The organism is Cryobacterium sp. MDB1-18-1, assembly GCF_004402735.1.
In the GTDB taxonomy this organism is placed as follows: domain Bacteria; phylum Actinomycetota; class Actinomycetes; order Actinomycetales; family Microbacteriaceae; genus Cryobacterium; species Cryobacterium glucosi.
Genome location: NZ_SOFR01000044.1, coordinates 238135 through 257440 on the forward strand (window position 1 = coordinate 238135; position 19306 = coordinate 257440).

19 protein-coding genes are annotated in these 19306 nt (G+C 64.9%); all 19 read right to left on the reverse strand.

What is annotated here, in order from left to right:
- Nucleotides 1-207: 207 nt before the first annotated feature.
- Nucleotides 208-417 carry an Rv0909 family putative TA system antitoxin gene (locus tag E3O50_RS10780; RefSeq protein WP_174774565.1) on the reverse strand — a complete coding sequence of 70 codons (210 nt, stop codon included), beginning with the start codon at nt 415-417 and terminating at the stop codon, nt 208-210.
- 142 nt (nt 418-559) lie between these two features.
- Nucleotides 560-1753, reverse strand: a complete 1194-nt coding sequence (tuf, locus tag E3O50_RS10785; RefSeq protein WP_134449883.1) for an elongation factor Tu — start codon at nt 1751-1753, stop codon at nt 560-562.
- 144 nt (nt 1754-1897) lie between these two features.
- On the reverse strand, nt 1898-4012 hold the full coding sequence (gene fusA, locus E3O50_RS10790; RefSeq protein WP_134449882.1) for an elongation factor G: 2115 nt from the start codon (nt 4010-4012) through the stop codon (nt 1898-1900).
- 102 nt (nt 4013-4114) lie between these two features.
- Nucleotides 4115-4585: a 30S ribosomal protein S7 gene (rpsG, locus tag E3O50_RS10795; protein ID WP_066597688.1), complete on the reverse strand. Its 471-nt coding sequence runs from the start codon at nt 4583-4585 to the stop codon at nt 4115-4117.
- Nucleotides 4585-4959: a 30S ribosomal protein S12 gene (gene rpsL, locus E3O50_RS10800; protein WP_055787040.1), complete on the reverse strand. Its 375-nt coding sequence runs from the start codon at nt 4957-4959 to the stop codon at nt 4585-4587. The genes rpsG and rpsL overlap by 1 nt, the downstream gene beginning before the upstream one ends.
- A gap of 366 nt (nt 4960-5325) precedes the next feature.
- Nucleotides 5326-5982 carry a spermidine/putrescine ABC transporter substrate-binding protein gene (locus tag E3O50_RS10805; RefSeq protein WP_134449881.1) on the reverse strand — a complete coding sequence of 219 codons (657 nt, stop codon included), beginning with the start codon at nt 5980-5982 and terminating at the stop codon, nt 5326-5328.
- Between the two features lie 50 nt (nt 5983-6032).
- Nucleotides 6033-6521 carry a DUF6121 family protein gene (locus E3O50_RS10810; protein ID WP_134558004.1) on the reverse strand — a complete coding sequence of 163 codons (489 nt, stop codon included), beginning with the start codon at nt 6519-6521 and terminating at the stop codon, nt 6033-6035.
- Nucleotides 6522-6598: 77 nt separating this feature from the next.
- Nucleotides 6599-7540, reverse strand: a complete 942-nt coding sequence (locus E3O50_RS10815; protein WP_134558005.1) for a hypothetical protein — start codon at nt 7538-7540, stop codon at nt 6599-6601.
- Between the two features lie 118 nt (nt 7541-7658).
- A complete protein-coding gene (locus E3O50_RS10820) occupies nt 7659-8345 on the reverse strand; it encodes a hypothetical protein (RefSeq protein WP_134558006.1) in 687 nt (228 codons plus the stop codon).
- A 2-nt stretch (nt 8346-8347) separates the two neighbouring features.
- Nucleotides 8348-9013 carry a hypothetical protein gene (locus tag E3O50_RS10825; RefSeq protein WP_134558007.1) on the reverse strand — a complete coding sequence of 222 codons (666 nt, stop codon included), beginning with the start codon at nt 9011-9013 and terminating at the stop codon, nt 8348-8350.
- Nucleotides 9010-10056, reverse strand: a complete 1047-nt coding sequence (gene pilM, locus E3O50_RS10830; protein WP_241975166.1) for a type IV pilus assembly protein PilM — start codon at nt 10054-10056, stop codon at nt 9010-9012. Before pilM ends, E3O50_RS10825 begins: the two co-directional genes overlap by 4 nt.
- A 35-nt stretch (nt 10057-10091) precedes the next feature.
- A complete protein-coding gene (locus E3O50_RS10835) occupies nt 10092-10889 on the reverse strand; it encodes a prepilin peptidase (protein ID WP_347233254.1) in 798 nt (265 codons plus the stop codon).
- Nucleotides 10890-10924: 35 nt separating this feature from the next.
- A complete protein-coding gene (locus tag E3O50_RS10840; protein WP_134558010.1) occupies nt 10925-12523 on the reverse strand; it encodes an RICIN domain-containing protein in 1599 nt (532 codons plus the stop codon).
- Nucleotides 12520-13128 carry a hypothetical protein gene (locus E3O50_RS10845; protein ID WP_134558011.1) on the reverse strand — a complete coding sequence of 203 codons (609 nt, stop codon included), beginning with the start codon at nt 13126-13128 and terminating at the stop codon, nt 12520-12522. Before E3O50_RS10845 ends, E3O50_RS10840 begins: the two co-directional genes overlap by 4 nt.
- Before the next feature lie 43 nt (nt 13129-13171).
- Nucleotides 13172-13819 carry a type II secretion system protein gene (locus tag E3O50_RS10850; RefSeq protein ID WP_134558012.1) on the reverse strand — a complete coding sequence of 216 codons (648 nt, stop codon included), beginning with the start codon at nt 13817-13819 and terminating at the stop codon, nt 13172-13174.
- Nucleotides 13820-13903: 84 nt separating this feature from the next.
- Nucleotides 13904-14386 (reverse strand): prepilin-type N-terminal cleavage/methylation domain-containing protein, encoded by a 483-nt coding sequence (locus E3O50_RS19915; RefSeq protein ID WP_134558013.1) that lies wholly within the window; start codon nt 14384-14386, stop codon nt 13904-13906.
- Between the two features lie 149 nt (nt 14387-14535).
- Complete coding sequence (locus E3O50_RS10860) at nt 14536-15765, reverse strand: type II secretion system F family protein (RefSeq protein ID WP_134558014.1); 1230 nt, start codon at nt 15763-15765, stop codon at nt 14536-14538.
- Nucleotides 15765-17594 carry a type IV pilus twitching motility protein PilT gene (locus E3O50_RS10865; RefSeq protein ID WP_241975167.1) on the reverse strand — a complete coding sequence of 610 codons (1830 nt, stop codon included), beginning with the start codon at nt 17592-17594 and terminating at the stop codon, nt 15765-15767. The genes E3O50_RS10860 and E3O50_RS10865 overlap by 1 nt, the downstream gene beginning before the upstream one ends.
- Nucleotides 17595-17624: 30 nt before the next feature.
- A complete protein-coding gene (locus E3O50_RS10870) occupies nt 17625-19298 on the reverse strand; it encodes an ATPase, T2SS/T4P/T4SS family (RefSeq protein ID WP_134449871.1) in 1674 nt (557 codons plus the stop codon).
- Nucleotides 19299-19306: the final 8 nt, after the last annotated feature.

The window sequence follows — 19306 nt, forward strand, 5'->3', positions numbered from 1 at the left end:
GCACATCTGGAGGTCGAAGGCGTCATTCGTGCGTTACCGACGACATCCACTCCTGTGGAGGACTGCGTTCAGACTCGAGCGCGGGTGTTCCGCCGTTCAGCGCCTGGCACAGCACCCGCGGAACGGCGAAACACCCGCGCTCGAGTGGTGCGTCCTGAGCGCCGCGGCCGACTCGGACGCTCGCTGCGGACGCTCGCCGCGCGAGCGCTAGTCGGTGCCGACGTGAGTGTCGGCGGCGGCGCGGGCCTGCTCGATCTGGTCTTCGAACTTGTTGCCGGTGACCTTGTTGACCGCGTCGGCCGTGCCGTCGAGCAGCTTGTCGCTGATGTCCTCGGCCTGCTCGCTGTGCAGGGCCTCGGTGACCTTGCTGTCGCCCAGGAACTCCTGGGCCTTCTTCGTGATGTCGTCCAGTCCCATGATCCACTCCAGTCCGGCCGCTTCAGTGCGACCGCGACCCACGATAGAACCGGGGCACGCCCACGACAAGGGTCTCGCGGGGACGCAAAAACGGGCCGGCCCCGAAGGACCGACCCGTTTCAGTGGTGCAGGTGGTGAAGAACTACTTGATGATCTTCGTCACGGTTCCGGCGCCGACGGTGCGGCCACCTTCACGGATAGCGAAGCCGAGTCCATCTTCCAGGGCGATCGGCTGGATCAGCGCGACAGTCAGGTCGGTGGTGTCGCCGGGCATGACCATCTCGGTGCCCTCGGGCAGCGTGATGACGCCGGTGACGTCGGTGGTACGGAAGTAGAACTGCGGACGGTAGTTCGCGTAGAACGGGTTGTGACGGCCGCCCTCTTCCTTTGACAGGATGTACGCGGTGCCCTCGAAGTCGGTGTGCGGCGTGACCGAACCCGGCTTGACGACGACCTGGCCGCGCTCGACGTCTTCGCGCTTGGTGCCACGAAGAAGAAGACCACAGTTCTCGCCGGCCCATGCCTCGTCGAGCTGCTTGTGGAACATCTCGATACCAGTGACCGTGGTCTTGATCGTCGGGCGGATGCCGACAACCTCGACCTCGGAGTTGATCTTGAGGGTTCCACGCTCGGCGCGGCCGGTGACGACGGTGCCACGACCGGTGATCGTGAAGACGTCCTCGATCGGCATGAGGAAGGGCTTGTCCTTGTCGCGGACGGGCTCCGGGAAGTAGTCGTCAACGGCCTGCATGAGCTCCAGGATGTTGCCGACCCACTTCGGGTCGCCTTCCAGCGCCTTGAGCGCCGACACGCGGACAACAGGAGCGTTGTCGCCGTCAAAGCCCTGGGCGGTGAGGAGTTCGCGAACCTCGAGCTCGACGAGCTCAAGGATCTCTTCGTCGTCGACCATGTCGGCCTTGTTCAGCGCGACGAGCAGGGACGGCACGCCGACCTGCTTGGCGAGAAGAACGTGCTCACGGGTCTGAGCCATCGGGCCGTCAGTTGCGGCGACAACGAGAATCGCGCCGTCCATCTGTGCGGCACCGGTGATCATGTTCTTGATGTAGTCAGCGTGGCCCGGTGCGTCGACGTGCGCATAGTGACGCTTTTCGGTCTCGTACTCAACATGGGAGATGTTGATCGTGATGCCGCGCTGGCGTTCTTCCGGAGCCGAGTCGATCGACGCGAAGTCGCGCTGAACGTTGGTCTTGGAAGGGAACGTGTCGGCAAGGACCTTGGAGATCGCTGCAGTCAGCGTGGTCTTTCCGTGGTCAACGTGACCGATCGTTCCGATGTTTACGTGCGGCTTAGTCCGCTCGAACTTGGCCTTGGCCACTGTGGGTCCTCCTCAGGACTCTCGGCTTCACCGCCCGCTGGTTTGCGGCCGGTGAAACTGCTGGATTTGTGTACTTATGTTACTCGGGCCGGGAGGCCGAAGCGATTCGGCCCGAAGGCCCGGAAAAGGCCCGAGGGCCCCAGGCTATTCGCCCTTGTTCTTCTGGATGATCTCTTCGGCAACAGCCTTGGGGACCTCGGCGTAGCTCTCGAAGGTCATCGAGTACACGGCACGCCCGGAGGTCTTGGACCTCAGGTCGCCGATGTAACCGAACATCTCCGAAAGCGGAACGAAGGCACGAATGACCTTGACGCCGCTCGCGTCTTCCATGGTCTGAATCTGACCACGGCGGGAGTTGAGGTCGCCGATGACGTCGCCCATGTATTCCTCAGGCGTACGAACTTCGACGCTCATGAGCGGCTCGAGAAGAACAGGGTTCGCCTTGCGGACGGCTTCCTTGAAGCCCATCGAACCGGCGATCTTGAACGCCATCTCCGAGGAGTCGACGTCGTGCGCGGCACCGTCGAGCAGGCTGGCGCGAACGCCGACCATCGGGTAGCCGGCCAGAACACCGACGTGCATGGCGTCCTGGATGCCCGCGTCGACCGAGGGGATGTATTCCCTGGGGATGCGGCCACCGGTGACCTTGTTCAGGAACTCGTAACCCTTTTCGGCAGTGATTTCAAGCGGCTCGATCGCGATCTGAATCTTCGCGAACTGGCCGGATCCACCGGTCTGCTTCTTGTGGGTGTAGTCGTGACGCTCGACGGCCTTGCGGATCGTCTCGCGGTACGCGACCTGGGGCTTGCCGACGTTGGCCTCGACGTTGAACTCGCGACGCATGCGGTCGACGAGGATGTCCAGGTGAAGTTCACCCATTCCCTTGATGACCGTCTGGCCAGTTTCCTGGTTCTGCTCGGTACGGAAGGTCGGGTCTTCTTCGGCCAGCTTCTGGATCGCGAGACCCAGCTTTTCCTGGTCCTGCTTCGTCTTCGGCTCGATCGCAACCTCGATGACCGGGTCAGGGAACGTCATCGACTCGAGTACGACCTGGTGGTTCGGGTCGCACAGGGTGTCGCCGGTGGTGGTGTCCTTGAGGCCGATGACCGCGTAGATGTGACCGGCGGTCACGAAGGCCACCGGGTTCTCCTTGTTGGCGTGCATCTGGAAGATCTTGCCGATGCGCTCCTTCTTGCCCTTGGTCGAGTTGATGACCTGGCCGCCGGAGTCGAGGTGTCCCGAGTAGACGCGGATGTAGGTGAGGCGACCGAAGAACGGGTGCACCGCGACCTTGAACGCGAGGGCCGTGAACGGCTCGGACGCATCAGAGTGACGCATGACGACGACCTCTTCATCGCGCGCGTCGTGGGCCTCGATGGCCGGCACGTCGAGCGGGGTGGGGAGGTAGTCGATGACGGCGTCAAGCATCGGCTGGACGCCGCGGTTCTTGAACGCGGAGCCGCAGAGGACCGGGTAGATCTCGCTGTTGACCGTGAGCTTGCGGATCGCGTGCTTGATCTCGGAGACGGTGAGCTCTTCGCCGGAGAAGTACTTCTCCATGAGGTCGTCATCGGTCTCGGCGACGGTCTCGAGGAGCAGCTTGCGGTAAACCGCGGCCTGCTCGACGAGGTCGGCCGGGATGACCTCGATCTCGTAGTGGGATCCCATCTCGACGTCACCCTTGGAGTCGCCGCGCCAGGTCAGTGCACGCATCTCGACGAGGTCGACAACACCCTCGAAGGTGTTCTCGGCGCCGATCGGCAGCTGGATGACGAGCGGCTTCGCGCCGAGGCGCTTGACGATGGTGTCGACGGTGTAGAAGAAGTCCGCGCCGAGCTTGTCCATCTTGTTGACGAAGCAGATGCGGGGAACGTCGTACTTGTCGGCCTGGCGCCAGACGGTCTCGGACTGGGGCTCAACGCCCTCCTTGCCGTCGAACACGGCAACCGCGCCGTCGAGGACGCGGAGCGAACGCTCCACCTCGACGGTGAAGTCCACGTGGCCGGGGGTGTCGATGATGTTGATCTGGTTGCCGGCCCAGAAACAGGTCGTCGCAGCGGAGGTGATCGTGATGCCACGTTCCTGCTCCTGCGCCATCCAGTCCATGGTCGAGGCGCCGTCGTGGGTCTCGCCGATCTTGTGGTTGACACCCGTGTAGTACAGGATGCGCTCAGTGACGGTGGTCTTGCCAGCGTCAATGTGCGCCATGATGCCAATATTGCGGACCTTGCTCAGGTCGGTGAGCACATCAAGTGCCACGGGTGTCCTCCGGACGTTTTTTGGGGGTGTGTGGGGCGAAACAAGACAAGCCGGTGGGCGAGCGGGGCGGGTGACCCGCCCCGCTCGCTCACCGGATCGCGACTACCAGCGGTAGTGTGCGAAGGCCTTGTTCGCCTCGGCCATCTTGTGTGTGTCTTCACGACGCTTGACCGCGGCACCGAGGCCGTTGGACGCGTCGAGGATCTCGTTGGTGAGGCGCTCGGTCATGGTCTTCTCGCGACGGGCCTTGGCGTAGCTGGTCAACCAGCGGAGAGCCAGGGTGTTGGCGCGGTGCGGCTTGACTTCGACCGGCACCTGGTAGGTGGAACCACCGACGCGGCGCGAACGCACCTCGAGGGTGGGGCGCACGTTGTCGAGCGCCTTCTTCAGCGTGACGACAGCATCCGCACCGTTTTTGGCAACGACGCCCTCGAGTGCATCGTAAACGATGCGCTCGGCGAGGCCCTTTTTGCCGTCGAGGAGGATTTTGTTGACGAGCTGGGAGACGATGGGGGCGCCGTATACCGGGTCAGCGATAACGGGACGCTTGGGCGCTGGGCCTTTACGAGGCATTACTTCTTCTCCATCTTGGCGCCGTAGCGGCTACGAGCCTGCTTGCGGTTCTTGACAGCCTGGGTGTCCAGTGCGCCGCGAACGATCTTGTAACGAACACCGGGGAGGTCCTTCACGCGACCGCCACGCACGAGCACCATCGAGTGCTCCTGCAGGTTGTGACCCTCGCCGGGGATGTAGGCGGTGACCTCGGTACCGTTCGACAGCTTGACGCGGGCGACCTTGCGGAGAGCCGAGTTCGGCTTCTTCGGGGTGGTGGTGTACACGCGGGTGCACACGCCGCGCTGCTGCGGGTTGGCCTTGAGGGCGGGAGCCTTGGTCTTGGTGACCTTGGGGCTGCGGCCCTTCCTGACCAACTGCTGAATGGTTGGCACTAATTACTCCTTGTTATTGCTGCACGGTGACAGCTCATTGATGGTTAGCATTCGATTCGTTCCGTTTCCGGTCCTTGTCGAGTTCATCTGGACCCGCCGGCGCACGCGGAACAAGTTCCGCGCGTTTCAGTGGGTATGCCGTGGGGGCTGCTCGGTGAGCAAACCCAGCATGCGTGCCGTGTCTGGGCGCCCAAGGTGCGGCACGACGAGATCGCGATGGCATGACTCAAGCGCACGACGAAGCGCACACCCCGAAATACTAACTCCCCTCGGGTAGCCCGGTCAAATGGCGAGCCTCCGTCGAGCGGATGCGGCGGGCCGGGCACGCGCGTGGCCCACGCGGCTTGTCCCCCACTCGTCCGCGACTCACAGGCCGTGAGGCCAGAGCGGGGAGTTGAGGGTGCTGTCGAGATCGGCGAGCAGGGACTGCACCCAGGGCTCGACGAACTCGTTCACCGCGGCCCGCATCCGCTCACGATGGCGGTACAACGCCATGCAGACCTGGCCGCCGACCTCGGCCGCGTACTCGTCGGCGAGGCGCAGCTCGGCGCGAATTGCCGCCTTCTCCTCCGCGGTGAGTGGCGCCGGTTCGGCGACGAACGCGGCCGGGGAGGCGGGGCGCGCGAGTTCGGCGAAGGTGAAGAGGTAGGGCGCCTCACGTTCGGCGGGCGGGTCGAGCTCGAGGCCGGCGAACTCGGGGTCGAGGCCGTCGGCCGGGCGATAGCTCGCGACGGCGGCCTTGCGTTCCTCGTTCGCGCGGATCTCCCGGCTGAGCAGCGGGAGGGTGGACTCGGTGTACGCGTCGACGGAGCCGTCAATCACAGCCTTCACGCGCATGGCGAGGGCGTGCTGCACCGCGTGCGGGACATCGGTCGTGAGGCCGGCGGCGCGGATGACGGGCGAACCGAAACAGGTGCGGCACAGCCGCGTCCTGCGGGTGTGCGTGCCGGGTCGCCACTTGGGGAGCCAGCTCAGCCAGTCGTCGACGACATCGCCGACGCGTGCTTCGATGGAACCATCCATGGACATTAAGGTTACTCGATGCCGCAGGTGTTCGGCGGGGAGATTTCGCCCTATTCGTCCGGGCGTTCCCAGGGCCACAGCGGCCGGCCGTGTTCGTTGATGCGGGAGGCGAGCACGAGCGAATACAGCAGGGTGACGACGAAGGCGAGGATGCCGGTCGTCGCCGCGAACGGCTCGCGCAGCACCGCCGCGGCGAAGGTCAGCCCGCTGAACAGTTGCCCGTTTCCCATGGGATAGAGCACGGAGCCGGCGGCGACGAACCCGAGGAACGCGGCGATGCCGGTTCCGGCCGCGTACCCGAGCGCCACCCGTTGGCGGCGCGGCGATGCCCGCAGCCCGAGCCACAGCAGGAGAGCGAAAACCAGCAGCACGGCCGCCGCCGCCATTCCGGGACCGACGAGCGGGCCGGCATCCGTCACCGGGATGACCTCGATGTCGGCGAGCAGGCTGATCATGCCGAAGGCCGCGACGAGCAGCGCCGCGTAGAGCACGGCCGCGAACACGGCGACGACGGCCGCGTATCGCTGATAGTCGCGCATCGCTCAGGCCTCACTCCCCCGCTGCGGGGGCTGCACCGCTACGGCGATTCCGCCGGCCGGCTTCGGACTGTTCGGGATTACTGCGGACGGGAGAGCTGCGGCCCTTCGGCGAGGCGGCGGTCGTAGTCCTGGCGGGCGGCGGCGTTGCGGGCCGTGACGGTGCGTCCGCGGCGGGCGATCCAGGCGCCGAACCAGATCGGCACCTCGCGGGCGACGACGGCGGCGGCGATCGCGTACGGGCTGAGCCACTGCGCGGTGATGAAGCGGACCGCTTCGGACGGGGTGAAGTTCCAGGCCTGCACGGTCAGCAGCGCCGCTCCGATGTAGGAGAAGTACACGATGACGGCCACGAGGAAGCCGAAGAGCACGTATGCCCACCAGCCGCCGCGGTTGACGATCAGCACGAGCAGGGAGAACCCGATGAAGAAGAACACGGCGGGCACGTAGAAGACCGGAAGCACGATGAAGTCGGTGAACTTCGCGGCGGCGTCGGCGACCGAGCCGCTGCCGGCCCCGGCGATGCCGAAGTCGACGAGCGCGTAGACGATGGAGTACACAACTGTCGCGAGAAGCACAAGCAGCACTCCGGCACCCCGGTTGCCCTTGTCGACGGGCGGGGCCGGGGCCTGGATGTAGATGGGGCCCGCGGGCGCCTGCACGGGAACCGCGGGCGTGTAGCCGGGGGTGTAGTCGGTGACGGGAGCATGCTCCGCTGCCGTCTGGTCCTGCGTGGCGACCTGGGCGTCCTCATGTGCGGCCTCGGCCGAGACGGCCGTGGGGGTCTCGTAGGAGATCGGCTCGCCGACCGGCTCGGGGACGACGACAGGGGCGACGGGGGCGGATGCCGCGGGCTCGGCGAGCGGGGCCGGTACCGACTCGTCAGCGGGCACTGCGGCGGCGTGCGCCGGCTCGCTCGGAGCCGGCTGGTCGGTCGGGTCCGTCTCGGACCGCGCGTACGCGGCCGTCGGGGCATCCGTCTCGGGGGTCGTGTTGCGCTCGTCTGATGTCGGGTCGCTCATGCTGCACTCCTCGCGGGCCGGGTGGCCGTAGCTCTCTGCAGCAACCATAACAACATGCCCGGCCCCCGATCGGGAGCTTGGCCGCGCGATTTGTGATTCGGTGCGGCGGTCGTACTGGCTACTGCGCGGGAGCCGCCGCTGCCGGTGTCGCGGCCGGGGTCGTCGCGGTTGCGGGCGGAACGAGCACGTACACGAACCCGTCGATGGCCGCTGAGACGTCCGTGGACGCGCCCTTCTTCGCCGCAGGATCGGGCGCTACCTTGGTTGTCGTCAACCCCGTCACCAGAAAGAGCCTTTCCCCGCTCTGCAGGCCGCTGACGAAATCGAGGGCGTGGTCAAAACTTCCGGAGACGGTGATGTGCACGGCCAGCGAGGCGAAGTTGTTTGCCGTGATCAACGTATTCGTGACGGGTGGTGCCGCCGTGACCCCCGTGCCTGTGGCGGCGAGCGCCGTCGGTTCGACATAGGGCGCGGCATCGGCGACTGTAATTCCGACTAGGGTGACGGCTGTCGACCCGGCGAGAGCGTTGAGTTGGTTCACGAATCGAGGCATTTGCGTTCCCGACGGCACCGACGCCTCAAGCGGGGCCAGATCGGCCTTGAGCGTGTCGATGCCGGCGAAATCGGCCTTGAGCTTTGCGAGGACGCCGGCCTGGCCGGCGTTCGTCATCTCTACTGCTCCTCGGGCATCGTCGGCGGTGGCAATCGCGGCGAGTTGCGGCTGGATACCGAGCAGTAGTCCGAGCGCGACCACGGCGACCATAACGAGCACAGAGCCGATCGTCCAGATCCTGTTCTTGTCCACGATTACTTCCCTTCCGTGGCGAAACGCTTGGAATAAGCGCCGTCATTCACGTGCATGACGATATTGACCGTGTAGGCCCCCGTGGTTTCGTCACGGCTGACGGAGCCGGGCAGTGCGTCAGCGAACCCGGGAAGGCTGGCCAGTGCATCGAGCCAAGTGGGGACGTTCGGAAGGGTTGCGCTCGTCGCGTTGAAGGTCACCGTGCCAACTCGGGAGCCCTGCAGCGGGGCCGTCGGCTGCGAGTACGCAGCGAACGGCGACCCGAATTCCAGGGTCACGGTGTCGATGGACACACCCTGCGGCAGCGTCTGCGCCACGCTCGTGAGGTACTTCTTCCAGTCGACTTCGGTCGAGACTCCGACCTGCTGGGCAGCCTGAACGAGCGCGACCTGGCTCTGCACCGAGCGGACCTCGAGGTATTTGGTCTGTTCGGCAATCAGGGACGCCGTCCGCGACTGCTCGTCGTCCAGGCGGCTTTGCGCCTGGCTCGCCAGCACGGTCGACGCACCTGTGCCTACGACCATGATGGCCACGATGCCGATCGCAGTGATCACGAGCCGCCGCCGCGTTGCCGCGGCTTTGCGTTCCTGATGAACCTCTGGTGGGAGCAGGTCGACTCTCGGAACACCGCCGATGACGAGTGGGGCGTCCTTTCCGGCGCGGCTCACGCGGCACTCCCCAGAGCGAGGCCGAGCGCAACGGCGAAGGTCGACCCGCTCAGCCGGAGCTGGCTCGCGTCGATGGTGCGGGCGATACCGACGGTCGCGAATGGGTCACCTACGACGACCGAGGTTCGCGTCATCTCTGCAAGCGCCTCCGGAAGTCCCTGGAGCTGCGCACCGCCCCCGCTCAATACAATTTGCCGAACCGGTTCGGTGGGGCGGGTGTTGGCGAAATAGTTGATGGTGTTCCGGAGGCTGGTGAGTTGTTCGCTCGCGATCCGGTAGATCACCTCGACAGCGCGCTTGTCGGATTCTGAGACCGCTCCCGTTGCGAGCCCGAGCGCCCGCTTCATTCCTTCGGCCTGGTCGAAGTCCGATTTCAACTCCGCCTCCAGGGCCTGCGTGATGTCAATGCCACCGGTCGCAATGATGCGCACGAACTGCGGCACACCGTCCACCGCAATGACCACGCTCGTCGTGCTCCCCCCGATATCGACGAGGGCGACGGTTCCGGGAATGAGCGGTCTTGTGACCATCACTCGGCTGAGCGCGAAAGGAATCAGGTCGACATCAACGGTCGTGAGCCCGGCGAGTTGAGTGGCCTTGACATTCGCTAGAACAGCGGATTTGACGGCCGCGATGAGCAGGCCGTTGACCATCGGCCCATTCGGTCCCTCCGACTCCGAAATCGGGTAGAAATCGAGAAGCGCATCCGCAACCGGAATGGGAAGCATCTCCTGGACTTCGAAGGGCAACGACTGTCGGATGCGGTCGAGGCCCATCTTCGGCACGCTCAGATCGCGAGCGAGGACCCGCTGGTTGCCCATGCCGAGTACGACATTCTTGGACTTGAACCCGCCTGCGGACCAGAGCCTTTTGAGCGCCGCTGCGACAGTGTTCAGTTCGAGCACCTCGCCGCTGTTCACCGCTCCGAACGGAAGTTCGACGACATGGCACCGGACCAGCGTCGGCCTGGCGGATCCCGGGTCGCTCACCTCGACCGCGCGCAGCACCGAGGTGCCGATGTCTATTCCTACGACACTTGCCACGAGTGGTGCCCCCAACTGTTGTGATCTGACATGGACTATCGGACGCCGATGAGCGACAGGTAGCTGCTCCAGATGGCGTCGCCGAAGAAGATTCCGATCCAGGCACCGACGAGCATCCACGGCCCGAACGGTATGCCGCTTTTTCGACTCGCACGCCTGCTGATCAAGAGGCCGATGCCGAAAATTCCACCCAGAAGGAACGCGGCGAACGACCCGATAATGAATTCGCCCCAGCCGATGTAGCCGAGAAACAAGCCGAGGACACCGGCGAGCTTCACGTCGCCCAAACCCATTCCGCCCGGGTAGAGGAACGCCATCAGAAAATACGCCGTCCAGAGAACGGCCAGACCGATGGCTCCGCCCAAGAGTGCGGCGTAGTCACTGTCAACGATGGACGCAGCGCCGAGCAGCAGCCCCCCGACGGCATAGCCCGGCAACACGATGCTGTTCGGCAGGCGATGCACGTCGAGGTCGATGAGCGCCAGTGCGATGCTCACGGCAGCGAGGTAGAGGTACGCGACGAGGATCAAGCTGCCGCCGACCAGCTCAGCCGCACTTGCGGCCCACACGTCGACGGGGAATCGGGTGTCGATCGCCCACAGAGACACGACCGCAAAGGCAAGCCCCGTGGACAGTTCCACGAGCGGGTAGCGCGTCGATATCGCGGTCCTGCACTGACGGCATTTTCCGCGGAGGACGAGCCAGGACAGGACGGGGATGTTGTCGTAAGGCTTAATCGCGGCCCCGCACCGAGGGCACGCGCTCGATGGCGACACGATCGACAGACCGTTGGGCACGCGATACACAACCACGTTGAGGAAGGACCCGATCACGAGTCCAAAGGCTGCGAGTGTGGCAACGAGTGCGATCATCCGGCGATCTCCCGATAGCCGCCGAGTGTCGAGTCCAGGAAATCCGCAGGGGCATTCCACTTCTGTGCAAGCGATGACCCATCGCAGGCACCCACCTGAATTTCGTGGATATCCAACGTGTACACGGCGCCCGTGTTCACGAGCAGGCAACGGTTGAGACTGTCTTTGAAGACATAGCTGGATGCATAGTCGCCCGTGTCGTTGTATCGGACCCATTTCTGGTTCGCGGCCCCCGAGCAGCTGGTGAACGTCACCCGCACACCGGCCGCACTGGGAGTCGTCAGACAGTATGTGTCTACTGCGGCCGCACTGTCGTTGACGTGCACGACGATGGGTTGCGGTGCGGCCGTCGTGCTCCCCGACGGTGGTTCGTTGTAGAACCACTTGTGATTCCAGAAGACTGTGCCCAGTCCGGACGGGTCTTGCTTGCAGGGATAGGCGATCATGAAGGCGGAACTAATGACCTGGTTGGTCACGTCGGCGCAGCGCCCGAACTCCAGGTAATTGACGAGCTGGTGGGTCGCGTAGCTGGCCGCGCCGGCACCGACCGATGAGGTCGGGGCGAATCGAGCGCCGCACCCATTGCGGACCTGCAGATAGGTCGAGGTGCCATCGGGGGCAAGGCAATTGCTGCTGAGCGTCGCGACAATCGGATTTTGCTGACCCACCCACGAGTAAGACCCGGTCCAACTCCACAGCTGGTTCCACCGCGAAGTGAGAGTCGATGCCACACAGTCAGCTAGTAGCGCATTCTGTGTTCCTGCACCATATGTGACCGGACCGGTGATGCATTCACCCGGCACTCCGCCAGCGGTTGTACTCGCGAGCTTGAGTCGATAGTCGCTGGTGTATGCCCATAACTGGAGGGGCGTGCCCGTGCAGGTGGCTTTCGCCACGAATTTCACCTTGGAACCGGCTGTGGCGGTCTCCGCTTGCAGGCACAGCAACTGGGTGGAATCGTAGATGAGGCCACCGGACACGTTGATGTTCGTGACCTTGAATTTGTAGACGGCAGACAGTGTGCGGAAGTTGGTGGTCGGCGCCGCATCATCCGTACCGCGTGACAGGATGTAGGCGTAGTTCGGGACTCCCGCCGGTGTGCCGGAAGCCAAAAGCGCGCACGTCATGCGGTTCGCCGATCGCCACGCAGCCGTATCGTGGGCTGGGAAAGCGGGGTCCGCTGGATCCACAGCGAAATAGTCGACGGTGACCGCGTACGACGCGCCAGGCGAGCCCGCAGTCACACTCCCGGCAACACTCCCCGATAGAACCGATACTCCACTGGCCGCGCAGGGAAGCTTTGCAGGCACCCCGAAGGTAGTGGTTCCGACCACGGGGGCGGCGGCAGCGGTGCGAATCAAAGCGAGAGTCGTCTGCAAACCCGCCTGCGCCGAGTACACGGTGCGCGTATTTCGAGCGGCCGTGATGGCGGGAACAGCCTGGCTCAGGATCGAGCTCAACAGCACGACCGACAAACCCGCCGCGAGGATCATGAAGAAGATCGCGGTCAGTAGGGCCACGCCGCTTTCGTCGTCGCGTCGCTTTGATGCGAGCTCGCGGACTTGGCTCCACTCGTTAGACACGAGTTTGATCATGGTCGGACTCCTGCCACGCATACGGGTGTGTCACTGACCAGGTTGAGGTTGACGTCCGCGTTGCTCGGAGACAGAATCGAGCTGTTTCGCGCAACGAAGGAAGTAGTCATGGCAGCTCCCGCGTTGAGTGTCGCGTTCCCGACATGAAGGGTCACGACCAGTTGCTGCATTGCAGAGCTTCCGTCCGCAGGCGTCAGTGCGAAGGGATAGGCAGACCCACCGTCATCGACGACGTTGCTCGCCTTCGTCACCCACGATGCGCTGGGCGACCCCGTGAGGTCGGTCCAGGTCCGGGACTCGAGGCGTGCCGTCGAGGGGACGAAGCGCCATTGGGTGCAAGTGGTCGCCCCGCTCGCCGAGCTGTTCGCCGGCGTGCGAAACTCCACATAGCGTGCGCCGCTGGGGCCCGTGCCGGGGAAGTTGATCGAGTCGGCATAGCGGAGCTGACGGTCGAAGGCACCGAAGACGGTCACGGTCGTGTTCGATGATTCGGCAACAAGCTGGGCCCTTGTCGCGCTCTGGGCGATCGTCACGGTCGTGCCGAGGATAAGCGCAACGAACAGGGCGAAGATGCTCATCGCGACAAGGAGTTCCACAAGGGTCATACCGTTATCGGCCCCGTCGAGTTCGGCGGCCGCGGCTGCGGGCTTAATTGGTATCCCAGGGAAGGTCGATGTGGGTATCGACCAGGCTCGTGGTCTGATAAGAACATCCCGCCGTGCCTGAACAGACACCGCCGGCGTTCCACCGAACTATCACCATCACGCGAAGGACCGGCGACCAGCCGGTCGGTTCGGGCAGCGAGGGTGCCGTATAGCCGGCGACTTTGGTGCACGTTCCCGGCGCGGTGGCTCCGACGCTCTTCTGATAGCACGTGCCCACGAGGATGTTCGTAGTGTATGTGGTTCCGCTGAGGCTGAGCGGCGCACTGAGAATAGGAACCGTCGCAACTGATGCTGCCGTGGCACCGGGGTCCCAAGCCGGATACGTATCGGATAGCCCGCTTGTGCCCGAATTGATTGCGTTTGTCCAGTTCGCGCTCACATTCGACTGGCTTCGGCCAGCGACGAGAGCACCCGTTACGGCCGATTGGGCGCTTACTGATTCCATCGCCTGGTTGGCGATCGTGACGGCGAGCTCCTGACGCTGTTGCGCGACCGCGCCGCTCTGACTGGTAATGCTGAGCCCCACTGCAGCTGCGGCGATGATTCCCATGATGCTGATCGCGACGATGACCTCGATGAGGGTCATGCCGGTGGATTCGTCGGCTCGCGCGTGATGCAGGGGGAGTTTCACGACGCCTCCTTGCGGGGGTTGGAGGATAGTACGGGAGTGCGGGACGCCGCAAGAGCGACGCCCCGCACGTTGATGCCTACGGGACTAGTTCGTGGGTGTCGTGGCCGACCAAGTCGCCAGACCACCGGCGGCGCTGTCGTACTTCTGTCCACCAGCAGAGATGTTGCTGTTCGTGCCCACGATTGTGTAGCTGTTGCCGCCCGTGGCAACCAGCACCTGCAAGGAGTTACCGCTCGAAATCTTGAACACGACGCCAGCGGTTGCGGACGTGACGACCGCAGAGGCTGTCCCTGCGACACCAGCTGTAGCTGTCGGGCCAAAGGTCGAGTAGCTCCCGTTGTGCGAGGTCCCCCAAGTTTCGACGACCACTGCTGCGTTCTTGAGGTCGGACGAGACGGAGGCCTGCCAGGCGCTCTGGCGCTGGTTCAGGAAGACCGGGATGGCGATTGCGGCGAGGATGCCGATGATGATGATGACGACGAGGAGCTCGATGAGCGTGAAGCCCTTCTGCTTCTCGTCGGGGTTCTTACGGCGGCGTTCGAGTTCGGCCAGACTTTTTCTCAGCATTGCGGGATCCATTCATTAGGGGGCAGTGGACCGACCTACTGAATCGATCGGACTCTAAGAGTATTTGGAGGTCATTTTCAGCTGCGACCCATGAATGAGGGGTATTGCATCCAATCGTGCCCCCAGTGCCGGGGTCACTCTCGGCGTTTCTACTTCACAGCCCCGGCGATGCTGAAGATCGGCATGTAGAGGGCGACGACCATGCCCCCGATCACGACGCCCATGAAGGCGATCATGATCGGCTCTATCGCCGCCGTGAGTTGCTCCGTGGAGGCTTGCACCTCGTCGTCGTAGAAGTCAGCGATTTTAGTCAGCATGGTCTCGAGGGAACCCGCGTCTTCCCCCACGGAAATCATCTGGGTGACCATCGGGGGGAATACCGGCTGGGCCAGCAACGGGACTGAGATCGATTGACCCTGGCGCACAGACTCTGCCACCTTCACGAGCGCGCTCTCGATCACCCAGTTCCCCGAGGTCTCGCCGACGATCTTCAACGCCTGCAGGATGGGCACGCCCGCGCCGATCATGTTGGCGAAGTTCCGGCTGAAGCGGGCGACGGCGATTTTCTTCAGGAGAGGGCCGAAGACCGGTAGTTTCAGCTTGATCGGGTCGACGGTCCTGCGCACCCGCTCGGTGTGCTTATTCCGGTTCCACCAGATGCTGAACGCCACGATGGCAACCACCAGAATGGGCCCGACCCACACCATGGCGTGCGAGATGTCGACGAGGATCTGGGTCGCCAACGGGAGCGCGCTCCCGAGCCCTTTGAACATGTCCTCGAAAATCGGCACGATGAAGATCAGCATGATCGCGACCGCGAGGAGGGCCATGACCAGCACGATCACGGGATAGGTCATGGCGGACTTGATAGTGCCGCGGAGCTTGACTTCCTTCTCGAAGTTGGCCGCGATTGCCTCGAGTGCACGGTCTAGGAAACCACCGGTCTCCCCCGCCCTCACCATGTTGATCATGATCGGCGGGAACTCACGGCCGTGCTTGGCGAACGATTCCGAGACCGAGACGCCGGTCTCGACGTCATCTCGTACCTGAGCGAGGATCTTGGCGAGCGGCTTGCTCTCGGTCTGCTCCGCGAGGATGTTGAGGGTGCGCAGGAGCGACAGGCCAGAGCCGATCATGGTCGCCATCTGGCGGCTCATGATGGCAAGATCCTTGAGGCCGACCCCCTTGGTGAAGCCGGGGATCGAGATCTCCCGGTTGAGGCCGGTGCCGTCTGCCGATTCTTTGATCGAGATCGGGGATATACCCATACTGCCGAGGCGACTGGCCACAGCCGTCTCGCTCGACGCATCCAGCTTGCCCTTGACAGTCTTGCCGTTGTTATCCCGGCCGACATAGGCCCAGGCCGTAGCCGTGGCCATCAGCGTTTCGGAATCGTGTAGGTGTCGCCGTAGTCGACTCCGCCGCCGCCCATCGAGCGTGACGAGTCTTCCATCGACGTGTCGGCACGCTTGATCAGCTGCTGCAGGCTCTCCACGTCGTGGGCCTTATCGAGGGCCGCCTGGCGGGTGATCTGGCCGGAGTCTACGAGGTCGGCGAGGTGCTGGTCCATCGTGTGCATTCCGTCGCCGCCACCGGCCTGCATCATCGACGTGATCTGGTGGGTCTTGCCCTCGCGGATGAGGTTGGCGATTGCCGGCGTCGTGACGAGGATCTCGGTCGCGACCACGCGGCCCTTCTGGTTCGCGCGCTTGACGAGGGTCTGGCAGACCACGCCGCGGAGGGTCGCCGCGAGCTGGGTACGGATCTGGCCCTGCTGGTGCGGCGGGAACACGTCGATCATGCGGTCGATCGTCTGGGCGGCATCCTGGGTGTGCAGGGTCGCGAAGACGAGGTGGCCGGTCTCGGCGGCGGTCAGGGCCACCGAGATGGTCTCAAGGTCCCGGAGCTCACCGATCAGGATGATGTCGGGGTCCTGGCGCAGCACGTGCTTGAGAGCGGCGGCGAAACTCTTGGTGTCGTGGCCGACCTCGCGCTGGTTGACGAGCGACTTCTTGTGCTTGTGCAGGAACTCGATCGGGTCCTCGACCGTGACGATGTGGTCGGGCCTCGTGCTGTTGGCCAGGTCAACCATCGCGGCGAGGGTCGTGGACTTACCCGAACCGGTGGGCCCGGTGACCAGGACAAGACCGCGGGGCAGCAGCGAGAACCGGCCGACGGACTCGGGCACGCCGAGTTCCTTGAGCGGCTTGATCTCGCGCGGGATGAGCCGGAAGGCTGCACCGATCGAGTTGCGCTGGTGGTAGAAGTTCACTCGGAACCGGGCGCCGGCGGCGGTGTACGCGAAGTCGAGCTCGCGGTCGTCCTCGAATCGTGCGAGGTCTGCGGGCGAGATGATGCTCTCGAGGGCCGTCCTGACTTTCTCCGGCATCCAGGCCGGGAGGCCCTCGATCGGGCGCAGGGCGCCGTCGATGCGGATCGTGGGCGGGGCGCCGACGGTGATGTGCAGGTCGGATGCCTCGAGCTCGAGCACGAGGTGGAGGGCGTCGATCAGGTCCTGGTCGGCGGGGCGGCCGTCGGGGCCGATGTGCACGGGGGAATGCGGGCGGGCACCTTCGGTGTGGGTCTCCGGCTCGGCCTGGATCGCGGCGCGGCGACCGGCCGGGCGCGCGTTATGCGAGACGTACGGCTGCGGCGGGGTCAGCGCCGGGTCGGCGACCCGTTCCTGCTCGGCGGCGGCAGTGGGCACAACGAAGGGAACGACGAAAGGTGTCCCGGTGGGCGGCTCCATCGGCTGCGTGCCCAGGGGAGTGTGCGGTGCGGCCACCGGCTGCGGGAGCGTGTACGGGGCCGCTACCGGGAGCGGAAGCGTGTAGTCGATCGCGGAACGGGGCGGTTCGGCCTGGTTCACATCGATGTCGTCGAGGTCCTCGTCAGCGGATGCCGCCGGGGCCGCGAATCCCTGGAGGGGCGCCGGGGCGAAATCGGGTTCGGCGCGACGGACGCTGCGGCGTTCGAAGCCGTGGCCGCCGGTTTCGTCGATTCCGGCGCCGCGACGTTCGGCCGCCGCGCTGTCGACCGCGGCCTGGAGGCGTGCGGTGCGCTCGGCCGCGACCTGCTCGGCGGCGGTGCGCTCGGCATCCGCCTTCTCGAGGGCAGCGCTCTCGGCGGGGCCGGCCGCGATCTGGTCCCACCAGGAGACGTTCTCTCCCGGCTCGACGGCCGGAATTTCATAGATGGGCTTGTCCATGCGTTCTTTCCTTTCGGCATGCGACGAGCGCTATGCAACAACTCGCAGAATCTCTTCGATCGAGGTCAGGCCCATGCGGACCTTCTCCCAGCCGTCATCACGGAGGGAAATCATTCCCTCCGACCGGGCGGCCCGGCCGATGTCCGCGCTCGAGGCGCGGTCGACGGCGAGCCGTTCGATGTTCTCGGAGACCGTCATGACCTCGTGCACGGCGAGCCGGCCTCGGTACCCGGTCTTCGAGCAGTTCTGGCAGCCGATGGGCTGGTAGAGCACCGGCAGCGGCTGGGTCGGGTCGAACCCGAAGCGCAGCTGGTTCAGGCGCTCGACGGTGACCTCTGCGGGGGCCTTACAGCGGTCGCAGAGGCGGCGGGCGAGGCGTTGGGCGACAACGCAGTCGAGGGCGGAGCCGACGAGGAAGGGCTCGATGCCCATCTCGGTCAGGCGCGTGATCGCGCTCGGGGCGTCGTTGGTGTGCAGGGTCGAGAGCACGAGGTGGCCGGTGAGCGACGCCTCGATGGCGATCTGCGCGGTCTCGTGGTCGCGGATCTCGCCGAGGAGCACGACGTCGGGGTCGCTGCGGAGGATGGACCGCAGCGCGCTCGCGAAGGTGAGCCCCGCCTTGGGGTTCACCTGCACCTGGTTGATGTCCTTCATCCGGTACTCGACGGGGTCCTCGACCGTGATCACGTTGATCTCCGGGCGGGCGACCGAGTTGAGCGTGGTGTACAGGGTGGTCGACTTGCCGGACCCGGTCGGGCCCGTGACGAGGATCATCCCGTAGGGCTTCGTGTACGACTTCCTGTACGCCTCGTAGTTGTGCTCGAGCAGGTTGAGGTCGTGCAGGTCCATCGTCGTCGAGGAGTTGTCGAGGATTCGCATGACGATCTTCTCGCCCCAGACCGTGGGCAGGGTCGCCACGCGGAGGTCGATCTGGCGGCCGGCGTGGCTGACCGACATCCGGCCGTCCTGGGGCTTCCGACGCTCGGCGATGTCGATGTCGCTCATGATCTTGAGGCGCGAGATGACGCCGTTCTGGATGCTCTTGGGCGCCCGCTGCATCTCGTGCAGCACCCCGTCGATGCGGTACCGCACCCGCAGGTTGTGCTCGGCGGGCTCGATGTGGATGTCCGAGGCCTTGTCCTGGATGGCCTGGCTGACGAGGAGGTTGACGAAGCGCACGATCGGGGCGTCGTCGTCGAGCGAGTCGGAGACCCCGAAAGCCGATGCGGCCTCGACGGTGGCCTGCTCGTCCTCCATGGTGGTGGTGAGGTTGCTGAGCTCGTCGTCGGCGCGGTGGTAGCGGGCGATCGCGGCGAGCAGGTCGTTCTTCTCGGCGACGACCGGGATGACCCGCATCCGCGCGGACTCGCGCACGTCGTCGATCGCGAACACGTTGCCGGGGTCGACCATGGCGAGCACGAGGCGGCCGCCCTCGATCGCGATCGGCAGCACCTGGTGCCTGCGGCTCATTGCCGGGGTGACGAGGGCGACGGCGAGCCGGTCGACGGGGAAGTCGATCAGTTCGACGAAGGCGAGGCCGGCCTGCTCGGCGCGGGCACGGGCGAACTGCGCCTCGGTGATCACCCCGGAGTCGACGAGTGCACGCACGGCGCTTTCGTCGGCCGGGTCACCGGCCATGAGGGTGTCGAGCTTCTCGATCGGCAGCAGCCCGTGCAGGATGAGAATCTCGGTCAGTGAAGCCACGTGATCCT

Bases quoted from the DNA above. Each gene is read 5' to 3' on its own strand.
- E3O50_RS10780 (WP_174774565.1), bottom strand. From the start codon at position 417: ATGGGACTGGACGACATCACGAAGAAGGCCCAGGAGTTCCTGGGCGAC.
- rpsG (WP_066597688.1), bottom strand. From the start codon at position 4,585: ATGCCTCGTAAAGGCCCAGCGCCCAAGCGTCCCGTTATCGCTGACCCG.
- E3O50_RS10805 (WP_134449881.1), bottom strand. From the start codon at position 5,982: ATGGATGGTTCCATCGAAGCACGCGTCGGCGATGTCGTCGACGACTGG.
- E3O50_RS10810 (WP_134558004.1), bottom strand. From the start codon at position 6,521: ATGCGCGACTATCAGCGATACGCGGCCGTCGTCGCCGTGTTCGCGGCC.
- E3O50_RS10815 (WP_134558005.1), bottom strand. From the start codon at position 7,540: ATGAGCGACCCGACATCAGACGAGCGCAACACGACCCCCGAGACGGAT.
- E3O50_RS10840 (WP_134558010.1), bottom strand. From the start codon at position 12,523: ATGATCAAACTCGTGTCTAACGAGTGGAGCCAAGTCCGCGAGCTCGCA.
- E3O50_RS10845 (WP_134558011.1), bottom strand. From the start codon at position 13,128: ATGACCCTTGTGGAACTCCTTGTCGCGATGAGCATCTTCGCCCTGTTC.
- E3O50_RS19915 (WP_134558013.1), bottom strand. From the start codon at position 14,386: ATGCTGAGAAAAAGTCTGGCCGAACTCGAACGCCGCCGTAAGAACCCC.
- E3O50_RS10860 (WP_134558014.1), bottom strand. From the start codon at position 15,765: ATGGCCACGGCTACGGCCTGGGCCTATGTCGGCCGGGATAACAACGGC.
- E3O50_RS10865 (WP_241975167.1), bottom strand. From the start codon at position 17,594: ATGGACAAGCCCATCTATGAAATTCCGGCCGTCGAGCCGGGAGAGAAC.